Source organism: Teichococcus aerophilus, assembly GCF_014490485.1.
GTDB lineage: Bacteria > Pseudomonadota > Alphaproteobacteria > Acetobacterales > Acetobacteraceae > Pseudoroseomonas > Pseudoroseomonas aerophila.
In genome coordinates this window covers 12,147-29,289 of the sequence record NZ_JACTVA010000049.1, presented here as the reverse complement: position 1 = coordinate 29,289, position 17,143 = coordinate 12,147, and the positions used below count along the sequence as shown (strand labels likewise).

General features: G+C 69.7%; 9 protein-coding genes. All 9 read left to right on the top strand.

Annotated elements, in window-relative coordinates; all coding sequences use genetic code 11:
* The first annotated feature begins 29 nt into the window (after positions 1-29).
* A complete protein-coding gene (locus tag IBL26_RS20580) occupies positions 30-302 on the top strand; it encodes a hypothetical protein (RefSeq protein WP_187786392.1) in 273 nt (90 codons plus the stop codon).
* Positions 303-509: 207 nt separating this feature from the next.
* Positions 510-1,178, top strand: a complete 669-nt coding sequence (locus tag IBL26_RS20575) for a PA2169 family four-helix-bundle protein (RefSeq protein ID WP_187786391.1) — start codon at positions 510-512, stop codon at positions 1,176-1,178.
* A 185-nt stretch (positions 1,179-1,363) separates the two neighbouring features.
* Positions 1,364-4,444 (top strand): alpha-1,4-glucan--maltose-1-phosphate maltosyltransferase, encoded by a 3,081-nt coding sequence (locus tag IBL26_RS20570; RefSeq protein WP_241749636.1) that lies wholly within the window; start codon positions 1,364-1,366, stop codon positions 4,442-4,444.
* A 2-nt stretch (positions 4,445-4,446) separates the two neighbouring features.
* Positions 4,447-7,773 (top strand): maltose alpha-D-glucosyltransferase, encoded by a 3,327-nt coding sequence (gene treS, locus IBL26_RS20565; RefSeq protein WP_187786390.1) that lies wholly within the window; start codon positions 4,447-4,449, stop codon positions 7,771-7,773.
* The gene (glgB, locus tag IBL26_RS20560; RefSeq protein WP_187786389.1) at positions 7,766-9,931 is read left to right on the top strand and encodes a 1,4-alpha-glucan branching protein GlgB; all 2,166 of its coding nucleotides are present in this window, start codon (positions 7,766-7,768) and stop codon (positions 9,929-9,931) included. The genes treS and glgB overlap by 8 nt, the downstream gene beginning before the upstream one ends.
* Before the next feature lies 1 nt (position 9,932).
* Positions 9,933-12,053 (top strand): glycogen debranching protein GlgX, encoded by a 2,121-nt coding sequence (gene glgX, locus IBL26_RS20555; protein WP_187786388.1) that lies wholly within the window; start codon positions 9,933-9,935, stop codon positions 12,051-12,053.
* On the top strand, positions 12,050-13,804 hold the full coding sequence (gene treZ, locus IBL26_RS20550; RefSeq protein ID WP_187786387.1) for a malto-oligosyltrehalose trehalohydrolase: 1,755 nt from the start codon (positions 12,050-12,052) through the stop codon (positions 13,802-13,804). The genes glgX and treZ overlap by 4 nt, the downstream gene beginning before the upstream one ends.
* Complete coding sequence (gene malQ, locus IBL26_RS20545; protein ID WP_187786386.1) at positions 13,801-15,843, top strand: 4-alpha-glucanotransferase; 2,043 nt, start codon at positions 13,801-13,803, stop codon at positions 15,841-15,843. The genes treZ and malQ overlap by 4 nt, the downstream gene beginning before the upstream one ends.
* Before the next feature lie 155 nt (positions 15,844-15,998).
* Positions 15,999-16,991, top strand: a complete 993-nt coding sequence (locus tag IBL26_RS20540; protein ID WP_187786385.1) for a TRAP transporter substrate-binding protein — start codon at positions 15,999-16,001, stop codon at positions 16,989-16,991.
* The last annotated feature ends 152 nt before the right edge of the window (positions 16,992-17,143 follow it).

The following is a 17,143-nucleotide window of genomic DNA, read 5'->3' as shown; positions in this document are numbered from 1 at the left end:
ATGTCCCAACAATGACGATGGAGAATCGCATGACCCAGGCCCAGACACCCGCCACCAGCCAGGTTCCGCCGCAGCCGGCCGAAGTTCCCTCGCCTGGCGGCAACCCCAGCCCGGCCGGCCCGCAGCCGGCGCCGCAGGAAACCCCGGCCCCGGCACCCCCGGAGCCCAGCCCGCCGCCGCCCGAGACGCCCCCGCGCGAGGACCCTTCGCCCACGCCGCTGCCGCCCACCGCGACGAAAGAATACCCCGAGGGCAAGTACGCCGACGCCGGCGTCAAGACCCCACCGACCGACAAGCGCTGAGCCGCGCCCGCGCCGGGCACGCCCTGGCGCGGCCCTGCCGAATACCCCCGCGACGGCGATGCCGCCCGAGCGTCGGCGCGGCTTTTTCTTGCAACGCCCTCGCTTTTGAACTCAACGATTTCGCCGTTGCGCCGTTGTCACGGCATGCGGCCCGCCGTCAGGCGTCGCCGCACGAGGTCTCACAACCCGGAGCGAGAAGGATAACGCATGACGATCTTCAAGCCCGCTGGCGTTGTTTCCGACGTGGAAAATCTGGCGGAGCGTCAGCTCACCAGCACCGCCAGCACGCCTGAGAGTGCCGCCCATGCGGCGCTCAAGGTGGTCGCAAGCCACCTGCATGACAGCCACCGCGGCTACGACATCGGCCGCCGCCAGTCCTCCGACCGCTTCCTGCGCATCGAGTTCTCCGAGCTCGCCGCGAAGCGGGAGGAAATGGCCAAGGACGTGGATGCCCTGCTGACCAAGCTCGGCATCCAGGCGGACGGCGAAGGCAGCACCATCGGCACCGTGCACCGCGTGGTGCTGGATATGCAGGGCAAGCTGTTCGGCCGTGGCCGCGCCCGCGTGCTGCGCGAGGTCGTGCGCGGCGAAGCGGTCCTGGAGGAAGCCTATGACGACGTCCTTGCCGAGGACCTGCCGTCCGAGGCCCGCCAGCTCCTGCAGCGCCAGCACCGCCAGGTCCGCGCGACGCGGGACCGCTACGCCGCCATGCTGGACGAGGGCGAGGATGCCGATCAGCCCGTCGACCACTCCCTGGTCGGCCGCCTGAGCCGCCTGAACAAGACGATCACCGGCAACCCGATCCTGTCGGCCGTCATCGTCACCGCGGCTTCCGCCCTCACCGCCCGCCTGCTCAGCGGCCGCCGCCGCTACTGAGGCCGGGCCTGAACCACCCGCCGGGGCACCCGCCCCGGCGGCTTCGTGACTCGATCAGGGCCGTTCGGACCACCTGGCGACATCCTGCCGCCACGCCGGGTGTTCCAAGCGGCCTCGGGGTTTCCAAACAGCCCCAGGGTTCCACCGGGACCCGCTGAGGCCAAGACGCTGAGGGACCAGAACGCTTGACCAGTCCGCCCATGACCCTGCGCTCCCACCCCGGTGCCATCTATCACCTGGACACCGCCCAGCTGGCCACGACGGCCACCGGCCCGTCCGGCGCCGACGCCGTCGAAGCCGCCTGCGCCCATGCCGCCGCGCTGGGCTTCGATGCCATTTGCCTGTCCGCCCCGCTGCCCGATGCAGCGGCCACCGCCAGCCGCCACGGCCTGGCGCTGCTGCTCGATGCAGACATGGAGGCATCCGGCCCCGCCGACCCCACAGCACCGCCCGACCCCCGCTTCCGGGGCGACCACGCCACGTCGCGGAACCCGCAGGCCTGGCTGGAACGCTGGCAGAACCGCCTTTCCCGCGCCGCCGCCGATGGTGCCGTGGGCTTCCGCTGCATCCTGCCCGCCTGGGCCGATGCCGGCCTGCTGCGGCAACTGACGCAGTCGGTCCGCGCCGCCGCGCCTGGCCTGCTGCTCATCGCCTGCCCCCGCGACCCGTCCCAGCCGGTCGAGGGCTTCGACCTCGTTGCCCCGCTGGTGCCCGGGCGCGATGCCCTGGCCACGATGCGCCGGGCCGCGCCGCTGCTGGCCTATGCCGAGATCCCCGGCGGCCCGCGCCTCGCCGGCCGCTTCACCGACCGCCGGCTGGCCGAACGCGCCGCCCGCCAGTCCGTGCAGCTCGCCGCCCTGTCCGGCCGCGCCTGGCTGATGCCGGCGGGGTTCGAGCACGGCGCCTTGCATCGCGAGGATCTGGGCCACGGCCCCTGGCAGCGCGCCCGCTACGACATCTCGGCGGCGGTGAAGCAGGCCAACGCCACCCGCGCCAGCCTGCCCGCCCTGGCCCAGGGCGCGCCCCGCCTGCTCTCCGCCCCGCACGCGCCATTGGCGCTGCTGTGGCAAGGCGAGGAAGGCGAGGCCAAGGGCCGCGCCCTGGTCCTGGCCAACCCATCCATGCTCCGCCCCGCCCGGCTCTCCGCCGGCCAGGTGCTGGGCCTGCTGCCTGAGCCCGGTGCGCTGCTGCCGGGTGTGTTCGATGCCGGGGGCCGTCTCACCCTCGCCCCCGCGGAGGTGCTGATGCTGCCTGTCCACGACGCCGCGCCCGTGCGCCTGCCGCTGCCCCAGGGGACCGAGACGGCCGAGCTGGCCACCGAAGCCCCGCGCATCGCCATCGAGGCCATCGCGCCCGCCGTCGATGGCGGCCGCTTCCCGGTCAAGCGCTCGGTCGGCCAGGTCGTCACCGTCACTGCTGACGTCTTCGCCGACGGCCACGCCAAGATCGCCGTCAGCCTGCTCTGGCGCCCGGCCGATGAGAGCGAGTGGCGGGAGGTGCCGATGCTGCCCACTGGCAACGATGTCTGGGAAGCCAGCTTCGTGCCGGAACGCATCGGCCGCCATGTCTACACGGTGGAAAGCTGGGTGGACCAGTACGCGGCTTTCCAGGACGAGATCACCAAGAAGCACAAGGCCGGTGTCGACGTCACGCTGGAACGGCGGGAAGGCGCCGCGCTGGTCGAGGCCGCCATCGCCCGCCTTGGCGCCGCCGGCGAACCACTGGCGGCGACGCTGCGCCAGATGGAAGGCGCCAGCCACGAGCAGGCCGTCGCCCTGTTCAACGCGCCCGAGACCCGCGCGCTGATGGAACGCGCCGACCCCCGCCCGCACCGCCTCCGGCAGGAGCCGCTGCTGCCGCTGGATATCGAGCGCCGCGCCGCCGGCTTCTCCTCCTGGTACGAGATCTTCCCGCGCTCGCAGAGCGGCGATGCCCACCGCCACGGCACCTTCGGCGATGTCATCGACGCGCTGCCGCGGGTGCGGGACATGGGCTTCGACGTCCTCTATTTCCCGCCCATCCACCCGATCGGCCAGAAGAACCGCAAGGGCCGCAACAACACCCTGACGCCCGAGCCCGGTGATGTCGGCAGCCCCTACGCCATCGGCGCCGCCGAGGGCGGCCACGATGCCCTGCACCCCGAGCTCGGCACGCTGGACGATTTCCGCAAGCTCGTCGCCGCCGCCAAGGAACACGGGCTGGAACTGGCGCTGGACTTCGCCATCCAGTGCTCGCCGGACCACCCCTGGCTGAAGGAGCACCCGGACTGGTTCGACTGGCGGCCCGACGGCACCATCCGCTACGCCGAGAACCCGCCGAAGAAGTACGAGGACATCGTCAACGTCGACTTCTACACCGAAGGCGCCAAGCCCGCCCTGTGGCTGGCGCTGCGGGACGTGGTGCTGTTCTGGGTGAAGGAAGGCGTCAACCTTTTCCGCGTGGACAACCCCCACACCAAGCCGCTGCCCTTCTGGGAATGGATGATCGGCGAGGTCCGCGCGCGCGCGCCCGAGGTCGTGTTCCTCTCGGAAGCCTTCACCCGCCCCAAGGTCATGTATCGCCTGGCCAAGGTCGGCTACAGCCAGTCCTATACCTACTTCACCTGGCGCAACACGCGCTGGGAGATGACGCAGTACATGCAGGAGCTGAACGAAGCCCCGGTGGCGGATTTCTTCCGCCCGCATTTCTTCGTCAATACGCCGGACATCAATCCGGAATTCCTGCACCACAGCGGCCGCCCCGGCCACCTCATCCGTGCCGCCCTGGCCGCCACCCTCTCCGGCCTCTGGGGCGTCTATAACGGGTTCGAACTGTGCGAGGCGACGCCAGTCAAGCCCGGCAAGGAAGAGTACCTGGATAGCGAGAAGTACCAGATCCGCGCCTGGGACTACGACCGCCCCGGCAACATCACCGCCGAGATCACCCGCCTGAACCACATCCGGCGGGAAAACCCGGCGCTGCAGACGCATCTGGGCTTCACCGCCCTGGCCTCCGGCCATGATAACGTCATGCTGTACCTGAAGGCGACGCCGGAGGGCGACAACGCCATCCTCGTCGCCGTCAGCATGGATCCGTACCAGGCGCCTGAGATGCATATCGAATTGCCGCAATACCAGCTGGGGCTGCCACCAGGCGCCGCGCTGATTGCCGAGAACCTCATGGATGGAGGCGAGGAGCGCTGGGACGGCTCGCACCGTTACCTGCGCCTGGACCCGTACAACCGTCCCTTCGCCATCTGGCGCGTCCGCGCCGCCGACAAGGCCTGAACATGCCGAGCAAGCCGCCCACCACGAAGACGCCCAAGATCACCCGCGCGCCCAACCCGATGCCGGAAGACCCGCAATGGTACAAGGACGCGGTGATCTACCAGCTGCACATCAAGTCCTTCTACGATTCCAACAATGACGGCGTCGGCGACATCCCCGGCCTGATCGAGAAGCTGGACTACATCGCCGAACTCGGCGTCGACACCATCTGGATGCTGCCCTTCTACCCCTCGCCCCGGCGGGACGACGGCTACGACATCGCCGACTACAAGAGCGTGCACCCGGAATACGGCACCATGGCCGACATCCGGAAGCTGATCCACGAGGCGCATGCGCGCGGCCTGCGCATCGTCACCGAGCTGGTCATCAACCATACCTCGGACCAGCACCCGTGGTTCCAGCGCGCCCGCAAGGCCAAGCCGGGGTCGAACCACCGCAACTTCTACGTCTGGTCGGACACCGACAAGAAGTACGAAGACACCCGCATCATCTTCATCGACACCGAGAAGTCCAACTGGACCTGGGACGCCGAGGCCGGGGCCTATTTCTGGCACCGCTTCTACAGCCACCAGCCCGACCTGAACTTCGACAACCCGCAGGTGCTGAAGGAGGTGCTCTCCGTCATGCGCTTCTGGCTGGATGCCGGCGTGGACGGCCTGCGCCTGGACGCCATCCCCTACCTGATCGAGCGCGACGGCACCAACAACGAGAACCTGCCCGAGACGCATGTCGTCCTCAAGAAGATCCGCGCGGCGCTGGACGAGCACGCCACCGGCAAGATGCTGCTGGCCGAGGCCAACCAGTGGCCGGAGGACACGCAGCAGTATTTCGGCGACGGCGACGAATGCCACATGTCGTTCCACTTCCCCCTGATGCCGCGCATGTACATGGCGATGGCGCAGGAGGACCGCTTCCCGATCACCGACATCCTGCGCCAGACGCCGGAGATCCCCGAGAACTGCCAGTGGGCCATCTTCCTCCGCAACCATGACGAGCTGACGCTCGAGATGGTGACCGACAAGGAACGCGATTACCTCTGGAACACCTACGCCTCGGACAAGCGCGCCCGCATCAATCTCGGCATCCGCCGCCGCCTGTCGCCGCTGCTGGAACATGACCGCCGGCGCATCGAGCTGATGAACAGCCTGCTGCTCTCCATGCCCGGCACGCCCGTGCTGTACTATGGCGACGAGATCGGCATGGGCGACAACATCCATCTCGGCGACCGCGATGGCGTCCGCACCCCCATGCAGTGGTCGCCGGACCGCAATGGCGGCTTCTCCCGCGCCAACCCGGCCAGCCTGGTGCTGCCCAGCATCATGGACCCGATCTACGGCTATGAAGCCGTCAACGTCGAAGCCCAGGCCGCCGACCAGCACTCACCGCTGAACTGGATGCGCCGCATGCTGGCGGTGCGCAAGCGCCACCGCGCCTTCGGCCGCGGCACCTTCGGCTACCTGTATCCCGGCAACCGCAAGATCCTCGCCTACCTGCGCGAATACGAAGGCGAGACCATCCTCTGCGTCTGCAACCTCTCCCGCACCGCTCAGGCGGTGGAGCTGGATCTGTCCGCCTTCGCCGGCCGCGTGCCGGTGGAGCTGATCGGTGGCGCTTCCTTCCCGCCCATCGGCCAGCTCACCTACCTGCTCACCCTGCCGCCCTATGGTTTCTACTGGTTCTTCCTCGCGACGGAGGCCGCCTTGCCCAGCTGGCATACCCCCGCACCGGAACCGATGTCGGAACTCTCCACCATCGTCCTCCGCAGTGGACTGAACGAAGTCCTCAACCAGCCCCACCGCAAGGTGCTGGAAGACCAGGCGCTGCCGCAGTACCTCAGCAAGCGGCGCTGGTTCTCCGGCAAGGAAGGGCTGTCCAGCGCCCCCACCCTCGCCTTCGCCGAGGTGCTGAAGGGCAAGACGCACGACCTGCTGCTGACCGAGGTGGAAGCGACCGGGGAAGACGGCACCGCCCGCTACTTCCTCCCCCTCGGCCTGGCGTGGGAGGATGAGACGACCAACGCCCTGCCGCAGCAGCTGGCCCTGGCCCGCATCCGCCGCGGCCGCCGCGTCGGCGTGCTGACCGATGCCTTCGCGCTGGATGCGCTGCCCTTCGCCACCCTGCGCGGCCTGGCCGACGCGGACGTGATGCCGCTGTCGGAAGGCGAGATCCGCTTCCTGCCGACCTCGCAGTTCGACCTCTCCGCCATCCCGCAGGACGCGGAAATCCGCCGCCTGTCGTCGGAGCAGTCCAACTCCTCCCTCATCATCGGCGACCATGCCGTGGTGAAGCTGGTCCGCCGCGTCGTCGAGGGCATCAGCCCCGAGACGGAGATGACCCGTTACCTGACCGAGCGCGGCTTCGCCCAGACCGCGCCGCTGCTGGGCGAGATCGTCCGCGTCACGCCGGACGGCACGCCGCGCACCCTCGTCGTCGTGCAGGGCTTCGTTCGCAACCAGGGCGATGGCTGGGGCTGGACGCTCGACTTCCTCGCCCGCGCCGTCGAAGCCCTGGCCGTGGCCGAGACGTCGGAAGAGGAAAAGGAAGGCGCCTTCGCGCCCTACGAGCACTTTGCCGCCGCCCTCGGCCAGCGCTTGGCCGAGATGCACACCCTGCTGGCGGAGGAAGCGGAAGACGCCGCCTTCGCCCCGCAGCCGGTCAGCAACGCCGACGCCAAGGCCTGGGGCAAGGCCGCCCGCGCCCAGCTCACCGCCGCGCTGGATGCGCTCGGCCGCGTCAAGACCTTCGAGAGCGAGGAAGACGCGACCCGCGCCGCCTGGCTGGCGAGCAACCGCAAGCCCCTGATGGCGGCGCTGGACCGCCTGGCGGACACCGCCGCCGGCACGCTCAAGACCCGCGTCCATGGCGATTTCCACCTGGGCCAGGTCCTCGTCGTGCAAGGCGACGCCTACATCATCGACTTCGAGGGCGAGCCCGCGAAGACACTGGAACAGCGCCGCGCCAAGAGCTCGCCTTTGCGCGACGTGGCCGGCCTGCTGCGTTCCTTCGACTATGCGGTGGGCGCCGCCGCCACCGGCACCCAGGCCTCCACCGCGGCAACGGACGAACGCCGCACGCCGCTGCTGGAAAGCTTCCGCCAGCGCGCCGGCAGCGCCTTCCTGGACGCTTACCGCGCGGTGCACGAAGCCGCGCCGAAGCGCTGGGCCGCCCCGGAAGCCGAGGCCGACCTGCTCGACCTCTTCCTGCTGGAAAAGGCCGCCTACGAAATTTGCTATGAGGCCGCCAACCGGCCAACCTGGATCGGCATTCCGCTCCGCGGGCTGGAAGAACTCGCGCGCCGCGTGACGGATAAGGATACATCGAATGGCTGACCACACCCCCGACCACGCCGCCATCACCGCGCTGGTCGAGGCGCGCCACGGTGACCCCTTCGCCCTGCTCGGCCCGCACGAGACGCCGGAAGGCCGCATCCTGCGCGTGCTGATGCCCGGCGCCACCGCCGTCCACGCCCTCATCGGCGGGGAAGCGCTGCCGCTGGATCTGGTGCATCCCGCCGGCCTCTACGAAGGCCGCATCCCGCAGGGCCTCTACACCCTGCGGATCGACTGGGCCGGCGTCACCGAGGAGACCGAGGACCCCTACAGCTTCCCGCTGCTGCTGGGCGACCTGGACCTGCACCTGCTGCACGAAGGCACGCACCAGGACATCGCGCTCTGCCTCGGTGCGCAGCCGATGTCGGTGAACGACGTCTCCGGCGTCCGCTTCGCCGTCTGGGCGCCAAACGCCACCCGGGTCTCCGTGGTGGGTGACTTCAACAGCTGGGACGGCCGCCGCCACCCGATGCGCCTGCGCCAGCAGGCCGGCGTGTGGGAAATCTTCGTCCCCCGCCTGCAGCCCGGCGCCGTCTACAAGTACGAACTGCTTGGCCCGCACGGCAACCTGCTGCCGCTGAAGTCGGACCCCTTCGCCTGGCAGGTTGAGATCCCGCCCGCCACCGCCTCCGTCGTCGCCGACGTCGCCGCCATCCCCACCCCGCCGCGGCGCGACCGCCCGCTGCTCCACACCGGTGAGCCGATCTCGGTCTACGAGGTCCATGCCGGTTCCTGGGCCCGGGGCGACGGCAATGTCGCGCTTGGCTGGGAAGAACTCGGCGACAAGCTGATCCCCTACGCGGTCGAGATGGGCTTCACCCATCTCGAATTCCTGCCGATCATGGCGCATCCGTTCGGCGGCTCCTGGGGCTACCAGCCCCTCGGCCAGTTCGCGCCGCACGCGCCCTTCGGTCCGCCGGAACACTTCGCCCGCCTCGTCGCCCGCTGCCACGAGGCCGGGCTCGGCGTCATCCTCGACTGGGTGCCTGCCCACTTCCCGTCCGACCCGCACGGCCTCGCCATGTTCGATGGCACGGCGCTGTACGAGCACGCCGACCCGAAGGAGGGTTTCCACAAGGACTGGAACACCCTCATCTACAATCTCGGCCGCCGGGAAGTCCGCAACCTGCTGATCGGCAGCGCCATCCACTGGCTGGAACGCTACGGCGTCGATGGCCTGCGGGTGGATGCCGTCGCCTCGATGCTCTACCGCGACTACAGCCGCAATCCCGGCGAATGGGTGCCCAACATCCACGGCGGGCGTGAGAACCTGGAGAGCATCTCCTTCCTCCAGGAGCTCTCCCGCGTCATCGAGGACCGTTGCCCCGGCCGCCTGCTGATCGCCGAGGAGTCCACCGCCTTCCCGGGCGTCACCGCCAAGGCGCGCGATGGCGGCCTGGGCTTCGACTTCAAGTGGAACATGGGCTGGATGCATGACACGCTCAACTACATGGAGCGTGAGCCGATCTACCGCCGCCACCACCATGGCGAGATGACCTTCGGCCTGGTCTACGCCTTCTCCGAGAAGTTCATGCTGCCGCTGTCGCACGACGAGGTCGTGCACGGCAAAGGCTCGCTGATCGGCAAGATGCCGGGGGATGACTGGCAGCGCTTCGCCAATCTCCGCGCCTACCTGTCCTTCATGTGGACGCATCCCGGCAAGAAGCTGCTGTTCATGGGTGGCGAGATCGCCCAGCAGCGCGAATGGGACCACGACCGCTCGCTGGACTGGCACCTGCTGGACGACCCGCGCCACTCCGGCGTGCAGCGCCTGGTGCGGGACCTGAACCGCCTCTACCGCCAGATCCCCGCCCTGCATGCGCTGGACGACAAGCCCGAGGGCTTCCAGTGGTCGGTCATCGACGACGCCGCCAACAGCATCTTCGCCTATCTGCGGCTGGATGCGAATGGCGGCAAGCCGGTGCTGGTGGTCTGCAACTTCACCCCCATACCGCGGCAGGGCTATACTGTCGGCATTCCGGTGGCCGGCGAGTGGAAGGAGATCTTCAACTCCGACGCCGCCATCTACGGGGGCAGCAACATGGGCAATAGCGGTTCGGTGCAGGGCATGGATGAGGGTTCGCACGGCCACCCGGCCTCCCTCAGCCTGACGGTGCCGCCCCTCGCGACCATCGTCCTGACCCCGGCGGCCGACTAAGTTGCCGCCCATCGCCGACCGGCTGCTGCCGGGCAGGCCCGACCCGCTCGGCGCCAGCTGGGACGGGTTGGGCGTCAACTTCGCCCTCTTCTCCGCGCATGCGGAGAAGGTGGAGCTCTGCCTGTTCGATGCGGCCGGGCGCAAGGAACTCGCCCGGCTCGCTTTGCCCGAATGCACGGACGAGGTCTTCCACGGCTACCTGCCGGAAGCCCGCCCCGGCCAGGTCTATGGCTACCGCGTCCACGGCCCCTACCGGCCGGAGGAAGGCCACCGCTTCAACCCCAACAAGCTGCTGCTGGACCCCTACGCCAAGCAGTTGCAGGGCACCCTGCGCTGGACGGATGCCCTCTACGGCTACCGCGCCCATGGCAGCCGCGCCGATCTGGGGTTCGACCGGCGGGACAGCGCCGCCGCCATGCCCAAGGCCATCGTCACCGACGACGCCTTCAACTGGGGCGATGACCGCCCGCCCAACGTCCCCTGGGACCGCACCGTTATCTACGAGACGCATCTGCGCGGCCTCAGCATCCTGCGCGACGACCTGGCACCGCGCGAACGCGGCACCTTCGCCGCCCTGGCCGACCCCCGCGTCATCGAGCATCTGCAGAAGCTCGGCATCACCGCGATCGAGCTGCTGCCGGTGCACGCCTTCGTGCAGGACCGCTTCCTGGTGGAGAAGGGCCTCAAGAACTACTGGGGCTACTCCACCCTCTCCTTCTTCGCGCCGGAACCCCGCTACCTCTCCACCGGCGCGCTGGACGAGATCCGCGTCGCCATCCGCCGCCTGCACGCGGCGGGGATCGAGGTGATCCTGGACGTCGTCTACAACCACACCTGCGAAGCGGACGAGATGGGCCCGACCCTCTCCTGGCGCGGGCTGGACAATGCCAGCTATTACAGCACCCTGCCCGGCCAGCCGCGCCGCTACATCGACGAGACCGGCTGCGGCAACACCGTCAACCTTTCCCATCCGCGCGTGTTGCAGATGGTCATGGACAGTCTCCGCTACTGGGCAACCTCGTTCCGCGTGGACGGCTTCCGCTTCGACCTCGGCACCACGCTGGGGCGGGAGGCGGATGGCTTCGACCCCGGCTCGGGCTTCTTCGATGCCATGCGGCAGGACCCCGTCCTTTCACGCCTGAAGCTGATCTCGGAGCCGTGGGACATCGGCCCCGGCGGCTACCAGCTCGGCAACCACCCGCCCGGCTTCTCCGAGTGGAACGACCGCTTCCGCGACGACATCCGCCGCTTCTGGCGCGGTGACGACGGCATCCGCCCCGACCTCGCCGCCCGCCTCTCCGGTTCGTCCGAGCTGTTCGACAAGCGCCGCCGTCGCCCCTGGGCCAGCATCAATTTCGTCGCCGCGCATGACGGCTTCACTCTGCACGACCTCACCGCCTACACGGAGAAATACAACCTCGCCAATGGCGAGGAGAACCGCGACGGCCATGGCGAGAACTTCTCCGCCAACTGGGGGGCGGAAGGAGAGACCGAGGATGCCGCCATCCTCGCCCAGCGCGCCCGCATCCGCCGCGCCATGCTGATGACGCTGCTCGCCTCCCACGGCACGCCCATGCTGCTCGGCGGCGACGAGTTCGGCCGCACCCAGCTCGGCAACAACAACGCCTATTGCCAGGATAACGACATCTCCTGGCTCGACTGGTCGGACGGCCCGCACGGCTCGGGCGGCGCGGACGGCATCGCCCTCTCCCACTTCTTCGCCCGCGCCGCCGCGCTGCGCCGCGCCCACCCCACGCTGCGCAGCGCCACCTACCTGCACGGCCAGACCTTCCCGCTCCCCGGCATCGCCGACATCGCCTGGTTCGACGACCGCGGCTCGCTGATGACGCCCGAGGCCTGGAACGACCCGGAAGGCCGCGTGCTGGTCCTCCGGCGCGCCGCCACGGTCGATGGCGGCGCCGAGGTCTCCCTCCTGCTGGTGAACGGCACGGCCGAGGACCGCGCCTTCAACCTGCCAGCCCCGCTGCTGCCCTGGCGCATGGTGCTGGACAGCGCGGAGCCGGAGGCGGAGGAGCGGACCGTCCAAACCGCAAGCGAAACAATTTCGCACCATTCCGCCAGGCTTCTGGTAGCCTTCGTTCCGGCAGAGACAAACGCATGACCCGCTCCTTCGGTGCCATCCCCGCCGCCGCCGGCCTCACCCGCTTCCGCCTCTGGGCGCCCGGCCACTCGGCCGTGATGCTGGAGCGCCAGGGCCAGGCCCCCCTGCCCCTGCGGCGGGAGGATGACGAATGGTGGTCGCTGGAGGCCGAGGCGCCCGCCGGCACCCGCTATCGCTACAAGCTCGGCAACGGCCTCTCGGTGCCCGACCCCGCCTCCACCGCCCAGGATGGCGATGTGGATGGCTGGAGCGTCGTCACCGACCCCGCCGCCTATGAATGGCAGCACCCGGATTGGAAGGGCACGCCCTGGCCGCAATCCGTGGTCTACGAACTGCATGTCGGCCTCTATGGCGGCTACAAGGGCGTCATCGCCGACCTGCCCCGCCTCGCCGCCCTCGGCGTCACGACGCTGGAGCTGATGCCGGTCGCGGATTTCGCCGGCCTGCGCAACTGGGGCTATGACGGCGTCCTGCCCTACGCCCCCGCCGAGACCTACGGCACGCCGGACGAGCTGCGCGCCCTGGTCGATGCCGCGCATGGCCACGGCCTCTCCATCATGCTCGACGTCGTCTACAACCATTTCGGCCCGTCCGGGAATTACTGGGGCGCCATCGCCCCCGTCTTCTTCCACCAGGACAAGGCCAATCCCTGGGGCCAGTCCATCGACTTCACCCGCGCCCCGGTGCGGGATTTCTTCATCGAGAACGCCCTCTACTGGCTCACCGAATTCCGCTTCGACGGCCTGCGCCTCGATGCCGTGCATGCCATCGAGGACGACACCTTCCTCCAGGAACTCTCCGCCCGCGCCCGCCAGGCCACCGCCGGCCGCCACATCGCCCTGGTGCTGGAGAATGAGCGCAACGACGCCACCCTGCTGGAATCGGATTTCGAGGCGCAGTGGAACGACGACGTCCACCACTGCCTGCACGTCCTGCTGACCGGCGAGGAAGAATCCTACTACGCCGACTATTCCGACCGCCCGGCCGCCCACCTGGCCCGCGCGCTGGCCAACGGCTTCGTCTACCAAGGCGAGGAATCGAAGAATCTCGGCCATGCCCGCGGCAGCCAAAGCGCCCACCTGCCGCCCAGCGCCTTCATCAACTCGCTGCAGACGCACGACCAGGTCGGCAACCGCGCGATGGGCGAGCGCATCGCCCAGCTCGCCCAGCCGGAAGGCGTGCGCGCCGCCCTGCTGCTGCTGCTGATCTCGCCCCAGGTCCCCATGCTGTTCATGGGCGATGAATGGGCTTCCGAACGCCCCTTCCTGTTCTTCACCGGCTTCACCACCGAGGAACTGGCCACCGCCGTGCGCGAAGGCCGCCGCAAGGAATTCGCCCGCTTCGCCTCTTTCAACGACCCGGAGCGGCGCGAGAAGATCCCCGACCCCAACGCCCCCGGCACGTTCGAGGCCAGCCGCCCCGACCCGGCCGAGCGCCTGCAGCCGCGCCATGCGGCGGTCGAGGCCTTCGTCGGCAGCCTGCTGCGCGCCCGCAAGGAATCCCTGGCGCCGCATCTCGCCGCCGCCACCAGCCTCGGCGCCCATGCGCTGCATGACACCGGCGTGCGCGCTCAGTGGCGCCTCGGCAATGGCGCCATCCTGACCGTTGCGGCGCAGTTCGCCGATGCCCCGGTGGCCTGCCAGCCCGGCCCGGGCGAGGTCCTGGCCGAGTCCCGCCCCGGCCTCGCCGCAGCCCTGGCAGCCGAGGGCCTGGGCGGCTTCGGCGCCGTCGCCTGGCTGCAGCAGCCGTGAGCGACGACGCGCTGCTCCAGCTCGCCCGCGCTGCCGGCCTGATGGCCGAGTGGCGGGACGCGCACGGCAACCCCATGACCGTGGCGCCGGAGGCGCTGCGCACCCTGCTCAACGCCCTCGGCCTGCCTGCCGACAGCGAGGCGCAGATCGCCGAGAGCATGGCCGCGCAGCGCAACGCCATGCACGCCACCCCGCCGCCCCTCGTCACCACCGAGGCCGGCCGGGAACTGCGCCTGGACATGCCCCCCGGCTCCTACCGGATCGAGGCGGAGGACGGTACCAGCGCCGACGGCACCGCCACCCCCGCCTATCGCGGCGCCCGCATCACCGCGCCCAGCCAGCCGGGCTACTACGTCATCGAATCCGGCAGCCGGCAGCTCATCCTTGCCGTGGCGCCGGACCACGCCCACCGCATCATCGATGCCTGCCCGGATGGCCGCGCCTGGGGCCTCACTGCCCAGCTCTATTCGCTGCGGCGGGAAAGCCCGCAAGGCACCGGGGACTACGCGGCGCTGGAAGCCCTCGCCACCCCCGCCGCCGCCCTGGGGGCCGATGCCATCGCCATCAGCCCCGTCCACGCGCAGTTCTCCGCCGATCCCAACCGCTTCAGCCCCTACGCCCCGTCCAGCCGCGCCCGGCTCGATGCCCGCCACGCCGATGCGGGGGACGTCATGGGCGAACCCTTCGAGCCCCCCGCCCACCTCGCCAAGCGGCTGGCGGAGCTGGACGCGCTGACGCTGATCGACTGGCCCGCCACCGCCGAGACCCGGCTGGCCATCCTGCGCGACCTGTTCAAGGCCTTCGCCAACGCCCCGCAGGCCTCACGCGACGCCTTCGCCGCCTTCCGGGCCGAAGGTGGCGCCGCGCTGGAACGCCATGCGGTGTTCGAGGCGCTGCACCAGGCCCAGTTCGGCGCCGACCCGCTGCGCTGGCACTGGCACGACTGGCCCGCCGAGTTGCGGGACCCGCAAAGCCCCGCCGTCGCCGCCTTCGCCGCCGAGCACGCGGCGGAGGTCGAGTTCCACGTCTTCCTGCAATTTCTGGCCGAGCGCGGCCTCTCCGGCGCCCAGCGCGCCGCCAAGGCCGGCGGCATGCGGATCGGCCTGATCGCCGACCTCGCCATCGGCGTCGACAACGGCGGCAGCGATGCCTGGGGCCGCCAGGCGGACATGCTGCAGCGGGTCGAGATCGGCGCGCCGCCGGATATCTTCAACCGACGCGGCCAGGGCTGGGGCATCACCAGCTTTTCCCCGCACGGCCTGCAGGCGTCCGGCTTCGCCGGCTTCCGGGAAATGCTCGGCGCCGCCTTCCGCAATGCCGGCGGCGTGCGGCTGGACCATGTCCTCGGCCTGCGCCGCCTCTGGCTGGTGCCGGAAGGCGCCTCGCCGAAGGACGGCGCCTATCTCCGCTACCCGCTGGAGGATCTGCTGCGCCTCGTCGCGCTCGAATCGTGGCGCCACAAGGCGGTGGTGATCGGCGAGGATCTCGGTACCGTCCCCGCCGGCTTCCGCCCCCGGCTGCAGAAGGCCGGCCTCGCCGGCATGCGGGTGCTGTGGTTCGAAAAGAACGGCCAGCGCTTCACCGCCCCCGGCCAATGGACCCCCGGCGCCGTCGCCATGACCTCGACGCACGACCTCGCCACCGTCGCCGGCTGGTGGACGGGCAACGACATCGTCTGGCGCAAGAAGCTCGGCTTCACCCCGGTGGAAAGTCCTAAGGAACGCCAGGCGGACCGCAACGCCCTCTGGGCCGCCTTCAGGGCCTCCGGCGTCGCGCAGAGCGCCCGCGTCCCGTCGCGGGAACGCGGCCGCCCCGCCGCCGATGCCGCCGCCGCCCATATCGGCCGCTCCGCCTGCCACCTGGCCCTGCTGCCGCTGGAGGATGCTGTCGCCGCCGAGGAACAGCCCAACCTGCCCGGCACCACCAACCAGCACCCCAACTGGCGCCGGCGCTTCGATACGCCGGTGGAGCGCATGCTGGCCGACCCGGTGGTGGAGATGCGCCTGCGCGGCCTCGCCCGCGCCCGCCGCGCCCCCTGACCAGGAACCTTGAGCGGGGGGCGACACCCCCTCTCAAGGCTCCGCGCCACAGGCAAACCCCCGCCGCCCCCAAATCTTTAATTCCGATTTCGTTACAGGTTGTTTAGCCTTTCCCCCAGGCCGGCGCAGCTCGGCCATCAAGGGGAGAGACCACCATGCAGAGACGATTCCTTCTGGGCGGTGCCGCCGCACTGGCCGGCTTCGCCATCACCGGCAAAGCCCAGGCACAAACCATCACCCTGAACGGCGCATCCCAGTTCAACGACGAACATGCCTTCACCCGCTGCCTGGCGCGGTTCGAGGAACTGGTGAAGCAGTACTACGGCAAGCCCATCAACTTCATCCTGCACAAGAACAGCAGCCTCGGCCTGGAAAAGCAGTACTTCGAATACATGGCCCAGGGCCGCGCGGTGGATTACGGCATCGTGTCCCCCGCGCACATGTCTACCTTTTCCCGCGCCGCGCCCTTCATCGACGCCCCCTTCCTGTTCCGGGACCTCGCCCACTGGAACAAGGTGATGGACCAGGATCTGCTGAAGCCGATCGGCGACGAAGTGGAGAAGCGTGCCCGCGTCATGCTCGTCGGCTATGCCGGCGGCGGCGTCCGCAACATCTTCGCCAGCAAGCCCATGGCCACCGTGGCGGACCTCCGCGCCGTGAAGGTCCGCGTGCAGGGTGCCCCGATCTGGAGCCGTACCTTCTCCGCCGCCGGCATGTCGCCCACCGTCATCGCCTATAACGAGATCTACAACGCCATCCAGAACGGCGTCATCCAGGCCGGCGAGAACGAGGCCGCGGGCGTCGAGCAGATGCGCTTCTTCGAAGTGGCGCCCAACCTGGCGCTGACGCAGCACGCCATCACCGTCCGGCCCATCTGCTTCTCCTCCGCCGTCTTCACCCGGCTGCCGCCGGACCTGCAGGCCGCCATCCGCCGCGCCGGCGCGGAAGCCGGCGCTTTCGGCCGCCAGATCGAATCGACCGAGGACAGCCAGAAGATCGACGCCCTCGCCGCCTCCGGCCGCCTGAAGAAGATCGAGTTCACCGAACGCCAGGCGCTGCTGGAAAAGGTCGCGCCCGTCATGGCCGCCTACGCGAAGGAGATCGAGGCCGACGGCATCATGAGCCGCATCACCGCCGTCACCAGCTAGAGCGTGATGGCTGGAGGTGGAATGACCGAAAGCCCGAATCACGCGACCAGACAAAGGCCGAGAGCATGGCGCGTGGACGCACGTGAACGCGTCATGCTCTCAGCCGCTTCCGCCCCGGCGCACCCGCCGGGAACCACGCTGGCGCAACGCCG